The sequence below is a fragment of the Acinetobacter sedimenti genome, from assembly GCF_022601685.1.
Lineage (GTDB): Bacteria > Pseudomonadota > Gammaproteobacteria > Pseudomonadales > Moraxellaceae > Acinetobacter > Acinetobacter sedimenti.
Genome location: NZ_JAKUML010000003.1, coordinates 126,885 through 148,414, shown reverse-complemented (window position 1 = coordinate 148,414; position 21,530 = coordinate 126,885). Strand labels below are relative to the sequence as shown.

At 40.0% G+C, this 21,530-nt stretch carries 13 protein-coding genes; 2 read left to right on the top strand and 11 right to left on the bottom strand.

Annotation, left to right across the window (positions count from 1 at the left end; translation table 11 throughout):
• Positions 1 to 2: 2 nt before the first annotated feature.
• The 5 genes from MKI79_RS02665 to galU form a co-directional block, all read right to left on the bottom strand.
• Complete coding sequence (locus MKI79_RS02665) at positions 3 to 1,283, bottom strand: capsule biosynthesis protein (RefSeq protein ID WP_241570521.1); 1,281 nt, start codon at positions 1,281 to 1,283, stop codon at positions 3 to 5.
• A gap of 111 nt (positions 1,284 to 1,394) precedes the next feature.
• Positions 1,395 to 3,413: a capsular polysaccharide biosynthesis protein gene (locus MKI79_RS02660; RefSeq protein WP_241570520.1), complete on the bottom strand. Its 2,019-nt coding sequence runs from the start codon at positions 3,411 to 3,413 to the stop codon at positions 1,395 to 1,397.
• Between the two features lie 17 nt (positions 3,414 to 3,430).
• The gene (gene pgi / locus MKI79_RS02655; RefSeq protein WP_241570519.1) at positions 3,431 to 5,074 is read right to left on the bottom strand and encodes a glucose-6-phosphate isomerase; all 1,644 of its coding nucleotides are present in this window, start codon (positions 5,072 to 5,074) and stop codon (positions 3,431 to 3,433) included.
• Between the two features lies 1 nt (position 5,075).
• Complete coding sequence (locus tag MKI79_RS02650) at positions 5,076 to 6,332, bottom strand: nucleotide sugar dehydrogenase (RefSeq protein WP_241570518.1); 1,257 nt, start codon at positions 6,330 to 6,332, stop codon at positions 5,076 to 5,078.
• A gap of 28 nt (positions 6,333 to 6,360) precedes the next feature.
• The gene (galU, locus tag MKI79_RS02645) at positions 6,361 to 7,230 is read right to left on the bottom strand and encodes a UTP--glucose-1-phosphate uridylyltransferase GalU (protein WP_241570517.1); all 870 of its coding nucleotides are present in this window, start codon (positions 7,228 to 7,230) and stop codon (positions 6,361 to 6,363) included.
• A gap of 153 nt (positions 7,231 to 7,383) precedes the next feature.
• Here galU and MKI79_RS02640 point away from each other — a divergent pair, with 153 nt between their 5' ends.
• Positions 7,384 to 8,751: a phosphohexomutase domain-containing protein gene (locus MKI79_RS02640; protein ID WP_241570516.1), complete on the top strand. Its 1,368-nt coding sequence runs from the start codon at positions 7,384 to 7,386 to the stop codon at positions 8,749 to 8,751.
• Between the two features lie 186 nt (positions 8,752 to 8,937).
• Here the strand turns inward: MKI79_RS02640 and MKI79_RS02635 are convergent, their stop codons facing one another.
• From MKI79_RS02635 to MKI79_RS02615, 5 genes are read right to left on the bottom strand one after another with little or no spacing between them, the layout of a single operon-like run.
• Positions 8,938 to 11,142, bottom strand: a complete 2,205-nt coding sequence (locus MKI79_RS02635; RefSeq protein WP_241570515.1) for a glycosyltransferase — start codon at positions 11,140 to 11,142, stop codon at positions 8,938 to 8,940.
• Positions 11,143 to 11,172: 30 nt separating this feature from the next.
• The gene (locus MKI79_RS02630) at positions 11,173 to 12,885 is read right to left on the bottom strand and encodes a polysaccharide biosynthesis/export family protein (RefSeq protein WP_241570514.1); all 1,713 of its coding nucleotides are present in this window, start codon (positions 12,883 to 12,885) and stop codon (positions 11,173 to 11,175) included.
• A 5-nt stretch (positions 12,886 to 12,890) separates the two neighbouring features.
• Complete coding sequence (locus MKI79_RS02625; protein ID WP_241570513.1) at positions 12,891 to 14,000, bottom strand: capsule biosynthesis protein; 1,110 nt, start codon at positions 13,998 to 14,000, stop codon at positions 12,891 to 12,893.
• Positions 13,981 to 14,649: an ABC transporter ATP-binding protein gene (locus tag MKI79_RS02620; protein WP_241570512.1), complete on the bottom strand. Its 669-nt coding sequence runs from the start codon at positions 14,647 to 14,649 to the stop codon at positions 13,981 to 13,983. The genes MKI79_RS02625 and MKI79_RS02620 overlap by 20 nt, the downstream gene beginning before the upstream one ends.
• Positions 14,646 to 15,473, bottom strand: coding sequence for an ABC transporter permease (locus tag MKI79_RS02615; RefSeq protein ID WP_241570511.1), 828 nt, complete (start codon positions 15,471 to 15,473; stop codon positions 14,646 to 14,648). The genes MKI79_RS02620 and MKI79_RS02615 overlap by 4 nt, the downstream gene beginning before the upstream one ends.
• 288 nt (positions 15,474 to 15,761) lie before the next feature.
• Between MKI79_RS02615 and nadB the strand changes: the two genes are divergently transcribed.
• Entirely contained in the window at positions 15,762 to 17,396 is a 1,635-nt protein-coding gene (nadB, locus tag MKI79_RS02610; RefSeq protein ID WP_241570510.1) for an L-aspartate oxidase, read from the top strand.
• A 182-nt stretch (positions 17,397 to 17,578) separates the two neighbouring features.
• Here the strand turns inward: nadB and purL are convergent, their stop codons facing one another.
• Positions 17,579 to 21,412, bottom strand: coding sequence for a phosphoribosylformylglycinamidine synthase (purL, locus tag MKI79_RS02605; RefSeq protein WP_241570509.1), 3,834 nt, complete (start codon positions 21,410 to 21,412; stop codon positions 17,579 to 17,581).
• Positions 21,413 to 21,530: the final 118 nt, after the last annotated feature.

Sequence of the window (21,530 nt, the reverse complement as noted above, 5' to 3'; positions counted from 1 at the left end):
GTTTAGTCCTTAACTATACGTAGCTTTTCTTTGTTCGTATGACCACCAACCGTATAATTAAAACGGTTTTCTAGACGCTTCTCATCATAATTCTTCATCCAAGGGGATTGTCCATAATAAGCACCATTGAGCTGAGAATAATGCACCAAAGCATAACGAAAACGACGATAATGAAGACGATTAACTCGACCTGGATTTTTCCAAAATTGATCTAAGCCACCTTGAAAGGTGAGTTTTGGCAAATTATAAATTGCGCGCCCTAAAGCAATCACCGGTTTCCCATGATGAAGCGCTTGAATCCCTGTGGTGCTATTGATAGTTACAATCCCTAAACTATGCTTCATCAATGTTGGGAGATGCACATCACAAACATAATGAACTCGCCCCTCCAAATCATACTCTTTTGCCAGCTCACGCAACAAATTTCCATAATGTCGGTAACCACGATCCATTGGATGATGCTTAAACACTAAATGTTGTAGATCATCACTATGGCTTGCAAATGATGCAGTGACTTCCTGAATAAAGTCCCGCACATCAACATAATCACTATGGACTTGTACTTGCGAATCATTATGCACTTGTAGCGCCACAATATAATAACGATCCGTATGATGTTGAATTAGATTCAGAAACCTATGTGTATCAACTTGCTTATTAATCAGCTTACGAACCCCAGCTCTGAACCAATAAAAAACTTCGAAGGTAGGCCGAATCATACGGTGATGACGATAATGCGGATAAAGAAAAGTACACAATACCCACATCAAATAAAAAGTAATCGCTGTGCGTATTAAAAAAGAAAAACTCGGATAAACTTCTTGTGGGTGGTCAGGCAAAGGCAGGTCAGGAATCGTCTGATCTGAGGATTCGTAAAAATTTCGAAAATCAGAAAAATCATTGACACCATTTTGCTCAAAAGTGATGTAGTTCGGACGAACATAGCCCTCTTCAAAGACAAAAAAATCAACTTTTAACTCTACTGCCACACGCTTTGCAATACGATGATAAAAACGGCAATCACCAAAACACACTATTGCGTCAATCTGCTTATCTTTTATTTCAGAAATTAACCAATCATCAAAATATGAAAGTTTCCCACGATAATTTAAATTATTTAGACCTCGTGAAAAAAACCAATCACCACCATTAAAATTGACTTTATAATATTGTTTATTGTGAAACTCTAACCATCTAGCAAGCTGAGTAAAGTAGTTACCCATAGGCCCTTGAAGGAGCAAAATACGCTGCGACTTCATCAATTGATGAATATGCAAAGACACATTCTCACTCCTCATAAACTTTAAATTTAAAGATGCACTAGACACACAAAAATCTGAATACAGATGCGTTTCAAATTAAAAGTCCGAACAATTAAAAAATGTTACAAAAATCTAGCCATATAGTATTTTTGCACGTATTTTTGCGAAAGTCGACTGCAGTTTAGGCGAACTTACATTTTGTGACCGCTCATACACCAACTGCCCAACAACATCTTCGACATTTACTCTCGCCAATTTAAAACTATCCGTTTGTGGTAAGTTATAGGTCCCATATTCGACTAACACCCCATACACCAACTCAGATAGGGTTAGTTTTTTTGTTCGTCGTGTATTCGCTTCCACATCTATCGTTAGCCCCCACCCCGCATAAAATGGCACCCCATAACAATATACTGTCTTGCCGCGAAGAAGTGCTTCAAAGCCACTTAAAGAGGTTATGGTATGTAGTTCATCAATAATATCAAAACACTCCACAATAGATGCATCCAATTCCACGGCATCTGCATATTGCTTTAAATCTTGATCTTGGATTTTGCCTAAGCGAAGACCTGCATGTACATCAGGGTGCGGTTTATAAATAATATAAGCATGCGGATTTGTGTCTCGCACATGTTTAAGCAGATCCAAATTGGTTTTAATATCTAAACTACCCAAACGAATTGACTCATCATCTTCGACCTGTCCAGTGACCAATATCACCCGATCATACTGTGGTCGGATGAGTTTTTTCCTTTCACCGATATTATATTTACTGATCTCAAGTTGTATGAGCTGTTTAATCAGCTTTTCACTGCGCTCTACTTGGTGTTGATTCAGGTGTATTTGATTTAAAATCAACTCTAAGCGAGAAGGTTGGGTGGCATCATAATAAATACCGACATCATCAAAAACTAATGAGTATGGTCGAATGAGGTTGGCGCCTAAACCACTGGAGCGAATAAAACCATCTTCGACTGTAGTTACGTTCTGAAAACCATCATCCTTTAACTGGCGTGCTTTTTTCCCCCACGCAATTACTTGCTGATCTCGATTTGGCTTTTTCAAAGCTTTAAAACAAAGCATTAGATTCGGAAAATGTAAATATTGCGGTAAAAATCGCTTTTTCCAACGTGAAAATCCATAAGCAACTAATCGATTTGGAAGCTCTTTTTGTGCTGTGACATTCACTTTAAACAATTCAAGTAAATCTTCTAATTCACATCGCTTCCCCGTCACTGGCGAAATATACCGTGCATATTTCAAATAAGCACTTGAAAATAAATGGGTAATCGTTCGGCTCATCTGCCGACGCTCCGCCAATATTGATAAAGGTGCATACTGATCATCAGTCACCCCCCAACCTGCATACCACGGCACACCGAAACAATGGACTTTTTTCCCGCAAAGCAATGCTTCAAAGCCCATTTGTGAGCTGACCACATATACCTCATCCATTTGCTTTAATAACGCTATTGGGTTGACATGATCGGCAAATAATTCAACCTGAGGATATTGTTTTAGATCCGACAAATGAAAATGCCCTTTCGCCTTCCCCTCAATCACATCGGGATGTACTTTAAGCCAAATTTTCGCATCAGGATGAGTACTGATAGCCACATCAAGCATCTTATGAAAACTTGCTTGACTTGCTCCTGCACAAGCAATGGACTGATCACCAAATGTTTGATCAATCACTAAAATATTCGTTTGACCCTGAAACTTCTCAAGGTTGATTTTTTGGAAATTTAAATTATATTTTGTAATTTCTGAACTAATAATCGTTTCGATGAGCGCCTCAGCGCGTTGATTATCATCCTCACTCTCAGAGTGTTCAATTAAACCTTCCAAATCAGATGCTTGTGTTGCATCAAAATAAATACCTGCTTTATCGTAAACAATGGATAGTGGCGGATAGTTATCCTTACCGAGTCCTATGGATCGAATAAAACCATCTTCTAAACATATCAGTTGCAAATCATGCTTTTGCGCATATTTTTGCGCGCAAAAAAAACTGTTTTTACGCCCCCAACCTGCAACAGTTCGATGCGTAGCTTTATTAGAAAGATTAAAACTTCGAAAATACTGTATCGGCTCACCAATCAATTGTGGCAAGCCCTTTATTTCTAAAATACCTTTGGATGTAACTAACATATATTTTCTACAGCAAATCAATTCAAGAATAAATCAATCAAACCCATAGTCGATTGATCTACCAAATGACTTTCATCATGTTTTGTAAGTATTGGCATTAGATCTTGAGCGATGATCTTCCCCATTTCAACACCCCATTGATCAAAAGGGTTAATATCCCAAATCACAGACTGTACAAATACTTTATGCTCATACAGCGCAACAAGCGCCCCCAAATAATATGGACTTAATGACGGCATCACAATGGTTGTGCTCGGTTTATTCCCTGAATATTGTCGGTACGCAGGCATGTCGGAACCCCCTGCCACAGCATGACTTCCAAAAGCAAGAAGTCGAGATTGGGCTAAACAGTTTGCAATGGACAATTGATGTTGCTGTTGGAACGCAAGCTTATGTTCAGATTCAAGCTGACCCGATGATTCGTGATAGCGCTGTTTTGCAATCATAAAATCGGTCGAAACTGTCACCGTGCCTTGATGTAGCAATTGATAAAACGCATGTTGCGCATTGGGTCCAACTTCCCCCCAAATAATCGGACAGGTTGATCCCCGTACAAATTGCTCAGCTCGATTGACAGACTTCCCATTAGATTCCATTTCTAACTGTTGCAAATAAGAAGTTAAATACTCTAATCGACCATCATAGGGCAAGATCGCATGGGTGTGGATATTTAGATAGTTATTGTTCCAGATACCAATTAAAGCCAAAAGCACAGGTAGATTTTTGTCCCATGCTGCATTTTGAAAATGCTGATCTATCTCATAAGCACCTTCAAGCAAAGACTTAAAGTTTTCCATTCCAATTGAGATTGCAATCGGTAATCCTATTGTTGACCACAATGAATAGCGACCACCGACCCATTCCCAAAGATTTAACTGGAGTTTCTCGGCAATGCCCCACGCCGTCATTTTTTCCGTGCTACTCGACACACCAATGAAGTGGCATTGTAAAACTAAAGGATTCATCCCTAAAGTTTCAGACAACCATGCTTTTGCTGTATCCGCATTGGATAATGTATCAATCGTGGTAAATGATTTTGAGGAAATAATAAAAAGCGTTGAAGCCGGTCGCAGGTTGCGCACGATTTGGCTTAGCTGACTACCATCCATCGTCGAGGCAAAATGCACACGCACTTGATCAATCGTTGCAAATTGCTCTAAAGCATGACAGACCATTAACGGTCCAAGATCTGAGCCTCCAACGCCGATATTGACCACGTCAGTAATTTTCTCACCAGTCGCTCCCCGAAACTGCCCACGTCGAATTTGATGGACGATCTCCGACATCCGATCAAGTTGTTGATGTACTTTTTGATTAACGTCAAAGTTTGGATCACTTGGATCATTCAGCTTTGGCATTCTAAGTGCCCAATGCATGGCACTCCGATCTTCGGTATGATTAATTGCTTCAGTTGAAAAAAGTCGCTTGATCCATTCGTCAAGTTTTTTCTCATTAGCAAGTTCAACCAGTGATGCAATAACCGTTTGGTCTAACCGTTGCTTACTAAAGTCAATAAATAAACCTTGATGCTCCACACTCAGCTGTTCAAATCGATGTCCATTTTCAGCAAATAAATCATTTAAATGTCTACTTTGAAAGTCTAAAGCAAGTTCTAGTAGCTTGGACTCAGTGTGAAGTTGATGATGGGCTTGAGTAGACATTTTAACGACCAATTCCTATATAGCGAAAACCTTGCTCTCGAACAAAATGAGGATTATAGATATTTCGCCCATCAATCAAATTGTGTTGTCGCATATTCTGTTTTAAACGCAAAAAGTCTGGACTCCAGTATTGCTTCCATTCAGTGATCAAACACAGTGCATCAGCGCCTTGTGTCGCATCATAGGGTTCATCGCATAATATGAGTAACTCTTGGTCAGGATAAAGTGCTTTTAAATTTTCCAAAGCACTCGGATCATGTACCTTCGCCACAGCCCCCTGAGCCCAACATGCTTCCAAGATATTTAAAATTGGTGCTTGTGCGAGGCTATTGGTATTTGGCTTAAAGGCCGCCCCCCAAAAACCAATCACCTTATCACTCAATTGGCAATCAAATTGCTTCCATAGCTTTCTAAAGATGATCTCTTTTTGGTATTCGTTAATATCCCAAATCTTATTCAACAACCCATTTACATTACCCGTTGACTGAACGACTTCTTTGAGTGTCAAAATATCTCGTGTCAGATTACCACCGCCAAAACCACAACCTGGATAAAGATACTGCTCACCAATTCGTGTATCCGTGGACATCGCGATTCGCACTTCCTCAATATCCACACCCAACGCTTCTGCTGCATTGGATAGATCATTCATAAAACTGACTTTGGTTGCCAAAAAACCTGAAATAGATAACTTAGTAAATTCAGCTGCGCGTATCGACATAAAGTTATACTGTGTGGGTAATGGGAAGATTGGACGGAAAACCTCCTGCACAAGGCGTTTAACTGTTTCATCGGATTCGCAGCCAACGATTAAACTACGTGTCAGAAAACTATTGATTACATTGCCTTCTTGTAAAAAGTCTGGAATGTAAACAATCTGTTTTGCACCAGTAACTTGCTGAAAAATCTCGGTTGTACCCATTTCAAGATGGGAATAGTTGATCACTAGTTGCGAATGATCAATCTCCTCTTGGATTCCATTTTCCCGAAACTCATCAAACTGCTGAGATGTTAATGCATATACACATATCTCAGGAGATTTACCTTTGACATTCTGCAATATGCTCAGCTGTTTATTTGCAATATGCTGATAGATCTGTCGGCTAAGCGTTTGATCATTGAAAATTGTTGCCTGCTGAGCCACCAAACTTTGCAGTTGTTCATCCCCAATCAGCCAATACACTTGATGACCGACTTCTGACAAGTGGTAAACCATCGCTACAGCATTGACTGAAGCACCAACGATCTGAATATGCATAAATTAAAAAACAATCCTTTGTAGAGTGCTAAAGAATCGACTTGAGATAGGCACGAAACGTATCTTTTAGCTCATCTCGTTGCAAAGCATAGTGTGCAACAGCTTTGAGATAACCAATTTTACTACCACAATCAAAAGTATCACCTTGCAGGGTAAATGATTGTATCTTTTGTTCATTCAATAGCTTTGCCATAGCATCTGTAAGCTGAATTTCACCCGACTTATCAGTTGTCGTTTCTTTTAAATACTTAAATATTTGTGGCGTAAATACATAGCGTCCAACCACTGCAAGTGTTGAAGGAGCCTGTCCGACTGCTGGCTTCTCAACCAATTCAACAATTTGATTCGATTGCACACCATTCTCTTCTGAAAGCTTTACAATCCCATATTGATCTACACGTTCAGGCGCAACATCCTCAACCATAATTTGAGAACACTCATTTGCAGCAAATTGTGCAATCATTTGTGTCAAGTTATTCTCCGTTTGTGAATCAACCAATACATCGGGCAACAACACCGCAAAAGGCGCATCACCAATCACTTTTTCAGCACAAAGCACGGCATGACCCAAGCCAAGTGGTGCAGATTGACGCACTGCAACGACTGTCACATGTGCAGGAACGATTGATCGAATTTCGTCAAGCAATTGTGTTTTATTTTTCTTTTCAAGTAATGACTCAAGTTCGGCATTTCGATCGAAATAGTTTTCAATGGCTTGCTTTGCAGGGTGATTAACCAACACGATCGTATCAATGCCCGCCTCAACTGCCTCTTGAACAACATAATCAATCGCAGGTCGATCAACTACTGTGATCATTTCCTTAGGTATCGACTTACTAGCAGGTAATAGTCGTGTGCCAAACCCAGCTACGGGTAAAATTGCTTTTTTTACACTCATAAAAGCTCACTTTGCCTTAACATATTTTGGTAATGCCTTATACTATGCACTAGAATTTTTTCAAATTTAAGTTAATGTAAAGCATAGCGCATCAGATTAAATAAATCTTGTCTATATTACCGAATTCACCAAAATGATTTGCAAGGAATCCGAATGAAAATCAACTGTATAAAAGCATATGATATCCGTGGTGAATTAGGTACACAGTTGAATGAAGAGATTGCATATCGCATTGGTCGAGCATACGGCGACATGTATCAACCAAAAACTATCGCCGTTGGTTGCGATATTCGCTTGAGTAGTGAGTCATTAAAGCAAGCAACAATTCAAGGACTCAATGATGCTGGTGTCGATGTTCTAGATTTAGGAATGACTGGTACCGAAGAGGTTTACTTTGCAGCATTTCACCTTGATGTGCAGGGTGGCATCGAAATCACAGCAAGTCATAACCCGATAAATTATAACGGCATGAAGCTTGTCAAAGAAAATGCCCGCCCAGTTGGCATTGAAACTGGTCTAAAGGAAATTCAAAGCATTGCAGAATCAGGAAATTTTAAAACCCCGTTACAAAAGGGCTCAACAGCCAAATACAATATTCTTTCTGAATATGTTGATCATTTATTGACTTATATTGACTTGAAACAACTAAAACCGTTTAAGTTACTAGTGAATGCAGGTAACGGCGCAGCGGGTCATGTGATTGATGAAATTGAACAACGCTTTATTGCTCAAAATGTGCCTATAAAATTTATCAAAATACACCATGAACCAAATGGAAACTTCCCAAATGGTATTCCAAATCCTATCTTGGTCGAAAATCAAGGTGTAACGAGTGAAGCAGTCATTAAGCATCAAGCAGATTTTGGCATAGCTTGGGATGGTGACTTTGATCGCTGCTTCTTATTTGATGAAAATGGCAAATTTATAGAAGCCTACTACATTGTGGGCTTACTTGCTGCTGCATTTTTAAGCAAATCCCCAAATGAAAAAATCGTGCATGACCCTCGCCTGATATGGAATACCATTGAAATCGTTTCAAAATATGGTGGAACTGCCGTGCAATCAAAATCTGGACATGCCTATATTAAAGAGGTAATGCGCCAAGAAAATGCAATTTATGGTGGGGAAATGAGTGCACATCACTACTTTAGGGATTTCGCATATTGTGATAGTGGTATGATTCCGTGGCTACTAGTCATTGATTTACTATCCAAAAAAGATGAAAAGCTTTCTACCCTCGTTAATGACATGATTTCAAAATATCCATGCAGTGGTGAAATTAACTTCAAGGTCGCAGACACACAAAAAGCGATAGACAATGTAATTGAGTACTTTTCTTATCAAAATCCAACTTTAGATTATACAGACGGCGTATCTGCCGATTTTGGAGATTGGCGATTCAATATCCGAGCGTCAAATACAGAGCCTTTACTCAGATTGAATATCGAAGGCCAGCATTCTACTCAAGTATTGAACAAAAATATGATGAGAATATCCAAGTTAATAGCTGATACGATTTAAAAGTAAAAACATTCTCAACATAGTCAAAAAACTTTAACTTTGAATTAAGAAGCACATTAGTTCATACCCTTATTGATGTTCATAAAACTTACAGCAGACCAATGTAAAGAATTAATTTAAAATAGAAACTCCTGTGATAGAAGATAAAATACACCAAAATATCAGCAGGGGTTTCTATTTTACAACTTATTCAAATAAAACTCTTAACTTTCTAAGATTTTGATTCTTCGCATCATTAAAAAAAGCATACGGGTTGTTTTTTAACTTTCTAAACTTCGTCAAAAACTTTCTATTGGACACTTTCTTTACAATATTTGTCTTTTTACTATTATCTAACTGAGTTTTTCCTATTGAATTGTGAACTATTTTCTTAACATCTCCACCAGCATTTGGTTTTTTATTTCGAGTGTTATAATCATAAAATTTATAATTATTAAATAAGATTGATTTTTTCATCTCAAAAACCTTGATATTAAAATGGTTTTCTGGATACCCAGGAATTCTGACGATATGATATTCAATATTAGATGCCTTAGAGACCTTAGAAATACTATTCTTTTTCACCAAAACAGCATCCCACGATGCAAAGCTATAAAACTCATTAATCAAATACGAATAAAATCTTCTTACTTTCTCACCATTAATCGGCTCTAAGTTATTTAATAATTTCAACACGGACTGAGCATTAATAAACTCAAAGTTAACCCCATCGATTTTATAAAAGCACGCTCCATAATAAAGAACAGGTTTCATAAACGCTTGTGAAATCAAGCCAACCCCTGAATTAAAAACACTGACTATAGAACTTAACTCAATCAGATCATTAATGTGGAAATTATCTGCACAAATTGCATTAATGCATTCAAACTTCTCCAATGACAATGGGTGATTTTTATATACCAATACCCAATCATCTGGCAGTGAAGTTGAAATTTTTCTCAACTCTTGTAAATATTCAGAATAACCTCTATCTGGTTCAGAAAAATATGTTGTCACAGTATCATCGGATAATTGTAAAGGACAAAACAGAACTTTTTTCTTATCGATATTTAGTTTAATGCGAACCATTGCAGCACCACATCGGTTTGCCTGCTTTTCCAAAGCATTCACACCATAACGTAGATCTGCTAGATAATTTTCAACAATATCTCTATTTTCAGCACTTAACTCTCTATTCCAATGTATTTCATCATAGCTAGTACTTTCCACACATAAACCATCTTGATCATAATAAATTGAATTTGGCAAAGCACCTCTTTCAGCGACAATAACATTAAATCCTTGCTCTACCAATATTTTATAAACAGAAAGCCTCCAAGGTGTTCCATAAGGGTTCCAAAGAATAATAGCATCAGCATCATAATGCTTGATCATTTCAATATACTTATCAGGAAGAATTTTCCCATTTTCTTCTATAAAATATGGATTTGGCAAAGTATCGATTATTTGCAAATTATATATATGAGGATTAAATCCCAATACCAATTGTACTTTACGTTTTTTATCGTACTGCATCGGTAAAATATTTTTTTTAGTGTATTGATATGCCTTCTCTTTCGCCAAATCAATATTTAATTTTGAAAAATCCGTTCTCCACTCAAGTTTTTCATGAAATAAATGATATCCATATATTCCTAGATTCTGCATATACGTTCCAATCACTTTATATAATGACCTCCACCCCTCAAATGCAGACACGTCATTTAAATTTTGAGCATAGGTTTTTTCAAAATGCAAAGGTTTTTCTAATTGCTTATTATTGAGTAGCAGCTTGAAAGCAAAATCACGATCTTCGCCCCCCCAGCCTGAAAAATCTTCATCAAAAGCACCAATACTCAATATCTCTTTTTTTCTAGCAAAAATAACTGAAGTTGATTGAGCAAATGACTCTATAATCACATTATCATCATTAGGCTTTGGGTCTTCAAAATGTAGCGCATTAAGTATCTTAGGAACAAAATCATCAATAGTTCCAATCTCTTTAATACTATTACTAATTTCTTCTTTAAGATAAATAATTGGTACTGTAATAAAATTAAAAGGGGTATCCTTTAGATTATTTAAAACATTATTTATTTTAATATAGTGATCTACTGAATACACCAAATCCGCATCTTCAAAACCAATCCATTCGCCATTAGCTTCTTGAATACCAGCATTACGAGCTCTAGATAATGAGAACTGTAAATCCCTAGTATTTAAATATAAATATTTATAGCCATTTTCACTACAATAACTTTCTATTTCTAAAGTTGCTAATTCAGAACTACCATCATTCACAACTATTGTTTCTATACCATCCAAATGTAGTTCTTTTCTTAAATCTAATCTTTCTTTATAAAACTCGAAAGATTCACACTTCAAACATATAATTAACGACACGTTAGTCATTACGTTTCACCTGTATAAAAATCTAAAAAATCACAAATCCAATGCCACTTTTGCAGCTATCGCAATCTGATACAAAATCTGCGTTAGGCCACGTGCAACCTCAACACCCTTTGAGGACACTTTGGGTAGAACCATAATTTCATCGCCTTCATGAAGTCGATAATTGGAGTTAACGAGTTCTGACTCACCATTTTGATGCACTACGATTACTTTTGACTTATTCGACTTCTGTGTAAAACCACCAACTTGATTGATATAATCACGTGCAGACATATTCTTCTGCCATTCGACTGCATTTGGGAACATCACTTCACCATGTACCATAATGACAGATGTTTTCTCAGGAATATTAAGCACATCACCTTGCTCTAAAATCACATTAGAGAAAGATTCTGGATTTAATACGACTTGTCCTTTCGGCTCAACCTGTCTTGCCTTCTCGACAAACTGTTTGACTAGTTGAGCATCTTGTAATCTCAATGCAGCCTCTTCTTTAGTCGAAGAGCGTACCGAATACGTTGCCTCTTCAAGCTTATCCAGTGCAACATTCAACATTTCTTTTTGACGCTTAGCAACGCTAGGTCGGAAAAGTTGCAAATCCTCGACTTGAGAAAGTTGATTTGGCTGTAACTGCTTCAACACTTCAGAAAGCTTGGCACCATAGGGTAGAACTAAAGCCCGTGTACCATTATGCGCACCTTCGATACGCACTTGAATGGTACCCGCATAGCGATCAGCAGTAACGCTCAGCACATCACCATCTTGGAGAACCACGTTTTGTGCATCAGCAATCGCATAATATTCACTACGATATTCTGCACCTTGACGACGACTAACACTGACATGGGTTGCACCTGGTTTCGGCTTTGCCACAGATAAGGCTTGTGACACCGTCAGTTGATCAACATTAAATTCAAAATCATACGGATTAAATACCTCTCCACTCACACTAAAAGTATGCTTACGAGGCGCCACAACGATGACATCACCATCTTTAAATGAAAAAGGCTGTATTTGCCCCGCTAAAAGAAAGTCATAAAGATTCACGTACTGAATCATCTGACCATTACGTTGAATTTGAATATCCACATAGCTACCACGCTCGGGATCAACTCCACCTGCACGATCAAGATATGCGAGCACTGTATCATTCGCCACGCCACCATATGCACCTGGTTGATTCACAAAACCCGTCACCAACACTTTGACAGGTTGCGCCTGCTCAAGTGCCGCATACACGCCAACATTAGACACATAAACACGTCGAACATTTCGCTCAATTAAATTTTGCAAATTTCCATTTGTGCTTCCTGCAACCCTAACTGGACCAACATTAGGTACAAAAATATTACCTTGCGGATCAACAGTTAAACTTCCCGCAAACTGATATGCACCCCAAAGTCGCAAATTGATATTATCACCAGGATTTATCACATAACTTTGATTGAAAGTACTTCCAGCACTAGAAGCAAAAGCACCTTTAAACAGCTGCGCACCAAACATACGACCATTAACTTGATTGTATTTAGTATTTGTATTTCCGAGATTAAGCACTGAGCTCGAAGGCAACATTGCCGCAGCCTGTGCTTGTTCTTCATTTGCAATCGCATCAACAGCCTGACTTGCAGAACTACTCGGTCCAGAACTAATCTCGTAATCACTTGGCAATAGCGCAGAGTCTGTCGCCGCATAAACGAAGCTGATTTGGCTTGCCAAAATCGTGGCTAGAAACTTCTTTTTCATCAACTTTACTCCTTATGCTCACGAATCACTGAGCGCACCAACATCACGATGCCAAATAATAAATTTAATAGTAAAAATGCACTAAAAGTAATATACCAAACACGTGGATATCGTGCATCTTGAGCCAATCTTGGACTGGTGATCACGATCACATTTTTAAGCTTTCTTGCAGCTTCAAGCCTGGCTTTTTCTAAAGATCCCAATGCCAATTTATAAAGGTCAGTATTAAATTCGACCTGAGCCTTTAAACCTTCAAAGTCCGCTGCACTTCGATTGAGCTTTGCAGAATTACTCGGAGATGTAAGCCGTGATTTCTCATCTTGAATCTGCTTTTCAACAGATTTAATCTGACTTCTCAATGCCACAACTTGTGGTGCAGTCGGGTTCAAATAACTCAGTAATGTACGCTCTTCAGTACGAAGCTGAGCAAGATTAGACTCCAATTGAGCTGCTATTTGCGCAACAGCTTGAGCTTGTGCCAAAGGATCAAACATTTGATTTTCATTTTGATAGCTAATTAATGCTTCGCGGGATTGTGTTAGATTTTCCAAAGCCTCATTGAGCTGATCAGTCGCAAAGACCAATTGATCTTTAGCCACATCTTGAGAAATATCATTAATAAACGCTTCACTTTCCGCCAAAATACGCTGATTTAGCCTTAAAGAAAACTTTGGACTAAAGCCCTCTGTAGAAATATGCAATAGATTCGTCTGTTCATCCAAGTTCACTTTGACACGCTTATTATAGTATTCAACCAACTCTTCTTTTGAGGCATCTTCTGGTAATTCAAAAACTGGGTCAACACCATCACCCTGAAATGCAGCTCGCAAATCCATCTCACGATCTAGCTTCTCCACCAAATCTCGAGATTGAATAAACTCCTTCAAATACTGAGAATCTTCAATACTGGTATTACTCACTCCCAGCAAAGCACCAAGCCCCGTACTCGAAGCATCAGTATTAATTTCACCAACCTGTTTAACGATAACTGTAGCATCCGTCAAGTAACGATTCTGAGCAAAAAACAACAAGTACAAAACAATTACAATCAGTGGAATAACCACCATAAGAAGATACGCTTGCAGCGCAGAACGATTATTGTTTACCCAGCGCATATTCTTTATAAACCTCTACCGCTTCATTAATATCTTCAAAATATCGTGCTTGACCATCTTGCACAACAAAGCCTACATCACAGTTACGGATCAAATCCTTCAGATCATGAGAAACCATAATAATATTCGAATTTTTCTTCAAATCATCCAATAATGCCTGACTTCGCTTACGGAATACGGCATCGCCGACCGCACCCACCTCATCAAGCAAATAATAATCAAAATCAAATGCCATACTTAAACCAAAACCCAAACGAGATCGCATCCCAGAAGAATAACTTTTGATTGGCATATCAAAATATTTCCCTAGTTGGGCAAACTCTTCAACAAATGAAACCACTTGCCGAACATCTTTTTCTGAAGCATACAACCTTGCGACAAAGCGTACATTTTGTCGACCAGTTAAGCTCCCCTGAAATCCTCCAGCCAACGCCACAGGCCATGAAATCGTCTTAGCAGTTTTCACAAAACCACTATCAGGAAAATCAATACCACCAATAATACGCAACAAGGTACTTTTACCCGCACCATTTTTGCCTAACAATCCAACGCTTTTACCTTCTGGCAAGGTTGCATTTAAGTCTTTAAAAACAAAATGACGACCTTTTGGCGTTGCATAAGATTTGGTAATATTTTTAAGCTCAATCATTTGGTTTTCATCAACCTCTCTGACAAAGACTGATTTAACAACAGACCTAAAAATAAAACTACAAGCATGCAAATTAAAACATAGCCTAAACTTGCACCCTGAACCACATGATAATTTGGCGATACTGCATTTCGCATCAGCTCAAATAAATGTGCCAAAGGATTCCACATAAAATACTTCAAATATTGTTCGGGGACGAAATGTAATGGAAACATTGCTCCAGACATAAAGTAAAGAATAATGGAAACAGAACTCACCAATTTTCCAATTTCTTTACTTAACTCTCCAACCACCATCATAATACTTGCCACACCTAATGTCAGACCAATAAGGCATAACCAATAGAACAACAAAGTCGGGATAAAAGAGAAACTTATAGAAAAACCAATCCACAACATCACTGCTGATAACAAGAGATAGCAAACAAAATAAAGTACAAACTCTAAACCAGTTCGAGCAATTACGGTGTCTATTGGTCTGACATTGCGATAACTCAACAACCCTCTATTTGCCTCAATTGCGGGGATAGACTGCGTTACAGAGCGCATAAATGCAAAATAGGGCAAAATTCCATTGAGCAAAAAAATTGTATAATCAATCCCTGGTAAAACTCGCTTAACAATCGCTCCAAATAGGATAAGCATAAAAATTACATTTAACGCAGGCTCAAGCAACGCCCAAACATAGCCAATACGATAATGTCCAAATCGTGTTTGCAACTCTCGCAAAAACAATGCACGAATAGAGGCATACATTACCTCAATACCGCCACGTGGTTTAAATCGAGGCAATCTTTTGAGCTGAAATTCTGAATTGTCTGACATTATAACCTAACCACCAATACACTCTTCGCTATACAGCTACAAAGCCAACTGCTTTCGCTCACTCTTGCCTAACACCAAATCAACAACATTCAAATAAGCTGACGTTTTTACCACGACTAGGCTCGAGTTACCGTAACGAAATGTTTTCAAAAATATGACAAAGCACACAACCTTTCACTATATCACTCACCATTTAATCGATAAATAACTCTTATCGATTAATTTCAGTGCATATTGCAAGCACTTTGTAGTATCTTAAAGCACTTTTTACACTCAACTTCTTCAAGTATGAATTTCACCCAGCAACATTCTCAGCAATTCGATGTCGTCATTATCGGTAGTGGTGGTGCGGGTTTAACCTTAGCGCTTTCACTACCACCACATTATAAAGTCGCTGTATTGGCAAAATCCCATCTAAACGATGCGAGCACGTATTATGCTCAAGGCGGTGTCGCTGCTGTGCTCGATCAAACGGATTCGATTGAACAACATATAGATGACACTATGATTGCAGGCGGTCATTTATGTCATTTAGATGCGGTTAAATTCACCGTTGAAGGCGGGCAAGATGCCGTTGACTTTCTACTCAAGCAAGGTGTGCAGTTCACTTTAGATGAACATGAGAATTTACACCTTACTCGTGAAGGTGGACACTCACAGCGCCGCATCATTCATGCTGCTGATGCGACAGGCAAAGCGATTTCCACCACCTTAGTTGAACGTGCTCAAGAAAAAGAAAATATTCATTTATTTGAAAATGTGGTGGCGATCGATGTCATCACCACACAAAAAGCCCAGATAGAACATTCTGAAAATCGTGCAATTGGTGTTTATGCGTTGGATGAAACAACAGGCGAAGTCAAAACATTTTTAGCCCCATTTACTGCGCTCGCCTGTGGCGGTGCCATGAAAGCTTACCTTTATACATCCAATCCCGACATTGCGACTGGTGACGGTATTGCCATGGCATGGCGTGCAGGCTGTCGTATTGCCAACATGGAATTTAATCAGTTCCACCCAACCTGTCTTTACCACCCTAAAGCTCGCTCGTTTTTAATTACCGAAGCGATGCGTGGTGAAGGTGCATATTTACGCTTGCCTGATGGTGAGCGTTTTATGCTTCGTTTTGATGAACGTGCCGAACTTGCTCCACGTGATGTGGTGGCTCGTGCAATTGACTATGAGATGAAGCGTCTTGGTCTACGTCATGTCTGGCTCGATATTACCCACCAACCCGAAAGTTTTGTCAAAGAACATTTCCCAACGCTTTATACACGCTTACTTGAGTTAGGCATAGACATTACCAAAGATATGATCCCTGTGGTTCCCGCAGCGCATTACACCTGTGGTGGCGTGATCGTCGATCAGCATAGTGAAACAGATATTGCAGGATTGTATGCGATTGGTGAAACTTCCTCGACTGGCTTACATGGTGCCAATCGCATGGCGAGCAACTCCCTTTTAGAATGTTTTGTCTATGGCATGAGCGCAGCCAAGCATATTCAATCCCAAATCGACAATGCACCTCGGTTCGATCAGGTCAATCCTTGGGATGCCTCACAAGTAGAACATCCTGACGAAGATGTCGTCATCCTTCAAAACTGGGATGAACTGCGCACTTCGATGTGGAACTATGTCGGTATTGTGCGTACAACCAAACGCTTGGAACGTGCTTTGCACCGTATCGAAATGCTGAAACGAGAAATTGAAGAATATTATCAAGGCTATAAGGTCAGTAAAAATCTGATCGAACTGCGTAATTTGGTTTTAGTGTCTGAAATGATTGTGCGTTGTGCGATGCAGCGCAAAGAATCTCGTGGCTTGCACTACACTTTGGACTATCCTGAATTATCCAATGAAATCCGAGATACCATTTTGACACCACCTGATTTTTTGGTGAGTCAGCCTTTGGTAGACAATTAAACTCGTATTCAACGCTGTAAAATCAAAAAATAATCGAGCTAAATCAATCAGCTCGAGATTTTATACTTGCGCTGACATTGGTGAATTGCGCTATTTATTTTCCCAATAGACAATCAAAAACGCCAAAGCAAACAAGACCATAAAACCACCTGCCGATGGTTTTATGGTCATTTACAATATATTTAACCCAAGAAACGTCGTGCATTTCTAAACATACGCAACCATGCACCGTCTTGTTGCCAATCCTCAGGCTTCCAAGAATGTTGTAGCGCACGGAAGTTACGTTCTGGATGTGGCATCATGATCGTTGCACGACCATCGAGCGAAGTCAGACCTGTGATTGCTTCAGGTGAACCGTTCGGATTGAGTGGATAATGCTGTGTCGGATTGCCTTGGCTATCCACATAGCGCATCACTACTTGGCTGTTCGCATTTAGTGTTGCAAGATTTTCTGCATTTGCGACCAAACGCCCTTCACCATGCGCCACAGCGATCGGTAAGATCGAACCTTGCATACCATCCAAAAGTACAGACGCTGATTTTTCGATACGAACATTGACGCTACGTGCTTCAAAGACTTCCGATGTATTACGGTGGAAACGTCCCCAATGCTCAGCACCAGGAATCAATGGTGCAAGTTGTGACAACATTTGACAGCCATTACAGACACCGAGGCTGAAAGTCTCATCACGATTAAAGAATTTTTGAAACTGATCGCGCAACTTGGCATTGAACAGCACGGATTTCGCCCAGCCACCGCCTGCACCGAGTACGTCACCATATGAGAAGCCACCGCACGCCACTAAACCTTCAAAATCATCAAGATTAATGCGACCTGCAAGTAAATCACTCATGTGCACATCGACCGTATTAAAGCCAACTTTATCAAAAGCAGCAGCCATTTCCACATGACCATTCACGCCTTGTTCACGCAGGATCACCATGTTTGGACGGCGTACATTGATCATGGACGCTTCAATCGCTTCATTTAAATCAAAGGTCGGTTTGGCGATCAAACCTTGATGATCTGTATCGGCAATCAAAGCAAATTCTTGATCTGCGGTGTCCACGTTGTCACGTAGACGTTGGATTTGATACGACACTTCTGACCATGCTTGTTGTAGTGCAACACGTTCAAAGCTCAAACCATTCACCGTCAATTGATCATTGTGATTCACTTGACCAAGTAATGAAATGGCATCATTTAAGCTAGAATTGGCAATTTCGCTTTGTACACTTTCCCAATCTGTAGATTTAATTTGTAAGACTGCACCAATTTCTTCTGCGAATAAGCTTTCAATTGTTTGTGGCTCCAGCGCAACCCCCAAACGAGATGCGAACATCATCTCTGCCACGGTTGCCAATACACCACCATCACCAATGTCATGATAGGCTTGAATCAAGTCACGATTATTCCAATCTTGAATTAAGGCAAAGAATGCTTTCAGATCATCAAAGCTATCCACGTCAGGGGCAGTTGTACCGATCGCTTTATAGACTTGCGCTAAGATCGATGCACCAAGACGGAATTGACCTTTGGATAAATCAATACGCACCAATACCGATTCACTGCCTGATTTTAATTCTGGTGTCAATGTTTTACGCACATCGTTCACAGGCGCAAATGCCGTCATCACACCTGCAACAGGTGAAGTGACTGATTTATCCACGCCATCATCTTGCCATGTGGTACGCATCGACAACGAGTCTTTACCCACAGGAATAGCGATACCAAGCGCAGGACAGATTTCCATACCCACAGTTTTCACCGCTTCATACAAGGCTTGATCTTCACCTTTTTGTCCTGCGGCTGCCATCCAGTTTGCAGACAGTTTAATGTCGCTGAGTTGTTCAATATTTGCTGAAGCAATATTGGTAATTGCTTCTGCCACCGCAAGACGTACCGATGCCGCAGGATTAAGCAATGCCACGGGTGGACGCTCACCCATTGCCATCGCTTCACCTGTAAAGCCTTGCAAACTGGTGGTGGTCACTGCCGCATCTGCGACAGGCACTTGCCAACGTCCGACCATCTGATCACGAGCAACCATACCTGTGATCGAACGGTCGCCAATGGTAATCAAAAATGATTTAGACGCCACGGTTGGATTTTTTAGCACACGGAAAATCGCATCGCTCAAATCAATTTTCGACGCATCAAAGTCATTGCCTTGACGAGTCACTGTTTCATAGCTGCGTTGCATACGTGGTGTACCGCCAAGCATGACCTGCATCGGCATATCCACCGCATTATTTTCAAATAACGGATCTTCAACGGTCAAATGACGTGCTTCAGTTGCTTCACCTAATACCGCAAATGGGCAACGCTCACGGGCACAGATGTCTTCAAACTGCGCCAACGAACTTGGACGAATCGCCAAGACGTAACGCTCTTGCGCTTCATTCGACCAAATTTCCATCGGAGACATACCCGGTTCAAGCGATGGAATCTTACGCAGATTGAGCACCGCACCGAGCTCATGGTCATTGACCAATTCAGGCATGGCATTGGAGATACCGCCCGCACCGACATCATGTACCGATACGATTGGATTGGCATCTTCTAAACGCCAACAGGTATCAATCACTTCTTGGCAACGACGTTCCATTTCAGGATTTTCACGTTGTACCGAAGCAAAATCTAAACTCTCACCCATGGTGCCACTATCGACAGAAGACGCTGCACCACCGCCAAGACCAATCAGCATGGCAGGTCCGCCAAGCACGATCAGTAAATCACCCTCTTGTATGGGATCTTTTTCTACATGGTCAGGGCGAATGTTGCCATAACCACCAGCGATCATGATCGGCTTATGGAAGCCTTTCACTTCACCATTGACATTTTGTTCAAAAGTACGGAAATAACCGTTTAAGTTTGGACGACCAAATTCGTTGTTAAATGCTGCACCACCTAAAGGCCCATCAATCATGATTTGTAACGGTGATGCCATACGAGATGGCTTGCCATAGTTGTCTTCCCACGGTTGTTCAAAACCTGGAATATTCAAGTTCGATACGGTAAAACCTGTTAAACCTGCTTTGGGTTTACCACCACGACCTGTTGCGCCTTCGTCACGGATCTCACCGCCCGAACCTGTTGCAGCTCCCGCAAATGGTGAGATCGCTGTTGGATGGTTGTGGGTTTCCACCTTCATCAAGATGTGTGCTGCTTGGCTCTTGTATTTGTAGACATATTGACCATTGTCATCCGCTTTTGGATAAAAGCGCATGGTGTCATAACCTACGATCACCGAGGCATTGTCTTTATAAGCAGACAGAACGTCCGTTGGCGATTCTTTATAGGTGTTTTTAATCATTTGGAACAATGAAAGTGGTTGTTTTTCACCATCAATTGTCCACTGTGCATTAAAGATTTTATGACGGCAATGCTCTGAGTTTGCCTGTGCGAACATCATCAATTCGATGTCATGCGGATTGCGCCCGAGCTTATTGAACGCATCAGTTAAATAATCAATTTCTTCATCAGAAAGTGCAAAACCAAATTCACGATTGGCTTGAACTAAGGCTTCTTTACCTTGCCCAAGAATATCAATGCTATTTAATGGTTTTGGTGCTGTTTCCACAAATAATGCTTTGGCATCGTCAATCTGATCAAACACGCTTTCAGTCATGCGATCGTGTAGCGCCAATTTCAACGCATTCGAAACGCTTGATACACCCTTCAACGTGTATAGCACGCCACGTTCTAGGCGATGTACTGGTGTATTACAGTTCTTAAAAATATCAGTTGCTTTTGATGACCACGGCGAAATCGTCCCGACACGAGGTGTCACCAAAACTTGTACTTCATCGTTTTCAGTTTGGCGAAGCGCAAAGATTTGACTGTCGTTTAACAGCGCATTTGCCGATTGCAAAGTTTCATCATTTAAGGCTTGATCAAACAAGTAAACCCATTGACTTTCCACACTTTGGACAGTATCAATTGACGAGAGGCGAGAGAGTAATTGAGCTTGCTTAAAAGCAGAATGTGCAGACGCACCGGCCACGATAAACATGTTGATTTTGGCTCCACGGCAAGTCTTTTGAACCTGCGCAATGTGACTAAGATTGTGACAAAGAAAATATCTGTGACAATACGGCAAAAATGAAGAGTCATATTCTACTGCGAATCGA

What these genes read in the sequence shown, in the direction of transcription:
- MKI79_RS02660 (WP_241570520.1), bottom strand. Translation starts at nt 3,413, where the DNA reads ATGTTAGTTACATCCAAAGGTATTTTAGAAATAAAGGGCTTGCCACAA.
- pgi (WP_241570519.1), bottom strand. Translation starts at nt 5,074, where the DNA reads ATGTCTACTCAAGCCCATCATCAACTTCACACTGAGTCCAAGCTACTA.
- MKI79_RS02650 (WP_241570518.1), bottom strand. Translation starts at nt 6,332, where the DNA reads ATGCATATTCAGATCGTTGGTGCTTCAGTCAATGCTGTAGCGATGGTT.
- galU (WP_241570517.1), bottom strand. Translation starts at nt 7,230, where the DNA reads ATGAGTGTAAAAAAAGCAATTTTACCCGTAGCTGGGTTTGGCACACGA.
- MKI79_RS02640 (WP_241570516.1), top strand. Translation starts at nt 7,384, where the DNA reads ATGAAAATCAACTGTATAAAAGCATATGATATCCGTGGTGAATTAGGT.
- MKI79_RS02635 (WP_241570515.1), bottom strand. Translation starts at nt 11,142, where the DNA reads ATGACTAACGTGTCGTTAATTATATGTTTGAAGTGTGAATCTTTCGAG.
- MKI79_RS02630 (WP_241570514.1), bottom strand. Translation starts at nt 12,885, where the DNA reads ATGAAAAAGAAGTTTCTAGCCACGATTTTGGCAAGCCAAATCAGCTTC.
- MKI79_RS02625 (WP_241570513.1), bottom strand. Translation starts at nt 14,000, where the DNA reads ATGCGCTGGGTAAACAATAATCGTTCTGCGCTGCAAGCGTATCTTCTT.
- MKI79_RS02620 (WP_241570512.1), bottom strand. Translation starts at nt 14,649, where the DNA reads ATGATTGAGCTTAAAAATATTACCAAATCTTATGCAACGCCAAAAGGT.
- MKI79_RS02615 (WP_241570511.1), bottom strand. Translation starts at nt 15,473, where the DNA reads ATGTCAGACAATTCAGAATTTCAGCTCAAAAGATTGCCTCGATTTAAA.
- nadB (WP_241570510.1), top strand. Translation starts at nt 15,762, where the DNA reads ATGAATTTCACCCAGCAACATTCTCAGCAATTCGATGTCGTCATTATC.
- purL (WP_241570509.1), bottom strand. Translation starts at nt 21,412, where the DNA reads ATGTTTATCGTGGCCGGTGCGTCTGCACATTCTGCTTTTAAGCAAGCT.